The sequence below is a fragment of the Acidiphilium sp. PM genome (assembly GCF_000219295.1).
Lineage (GTDB): Bacteria > Pseudomonadota > Alphaproteobacteria > Acetobacterales > Acetobacteraceae > Acidiphilium > Acidiphilium multivorum.
Genome location: NZ_AFPR01000434.1, coordinates 1 through 721, shown reverse-complemented (window position 1 = coordinate 721; position 721 = coordinate 1). Strand labels below are relative to the sequence as shown.

The following is a 721-nucleotide window of genomic DNA, read 5'->3' as shown; positions in this document are numbered from 1 at the left end:
CGGGCGATCGGCCAGGTGCGGCGGGCGCTGGGGCGGGCGATCCCGATCCTGATCCATGGCGAGACCGGGGTGGGCAAGGACGTGATGGCGCGGGCGATCCACGCCGCGGGGCCGCGGCGGGGCGGGCCGTTCGTCGCCGTCAACTGCGCGGCGCTGCCGGAGACGATGATCGAGGCGGAGCTGTTCGGCTACGCGCCCGGCGCCTTTACCGGGGCGCGGCGCGAGGGCGCGCCGGGGCGCATCCGCGAGGCGGCGGACGGCGTGCTGTTCCTCGACGAGATCGGCGACATGCCGCTGGCGATGCAGACCCGGCTGCTGCGGGTGCTGGAGGAGCGGGTGGTGACCCCGCTCGGCGGGCGGCCGGCGCCGGTGGATTTCGCGCTGATCTGCGCGACCAACTGCGACCTGCGCCGGGCGGTGGCCGAGGGGCGGTTCCGCGCCGACCTGTTCTACCGGATCAACGGGCTCGGCGTCGCCCTGCCGCCGCTGCGCCGGCGCACCGACCTCGATGCGCTGGTCGAGCGCATCCTGCGGCTCGATGCGGCGGGGGAGACGGTGCGCGGCGTCGCCCCCGGGCTGATGGCGGCGTTCCGGGCGCATGACTGGCCGGGCAATATCCGCCAGCTCGCCAATGTGCTGCGGATCGGCCAGTCGATGTGCGAGGCGGACGAGACGGAGATCGGCTGGGAGCACCTGCCGGACGATATCGCCGAGGAACTGC

General features: G+C 74.8%; 1 protein-coding gene. It reads left to right on the top strand.

The window, feature by feature from the left end:
• Window positions 1-721, top strand: a 721-nt coding sequence (locus tag APM_RS13250) for a sigma-54-dependent Fis family transcriptional regulator (protein WP_039888759.1), incomplete at both ends; no start/stop codon positions are given.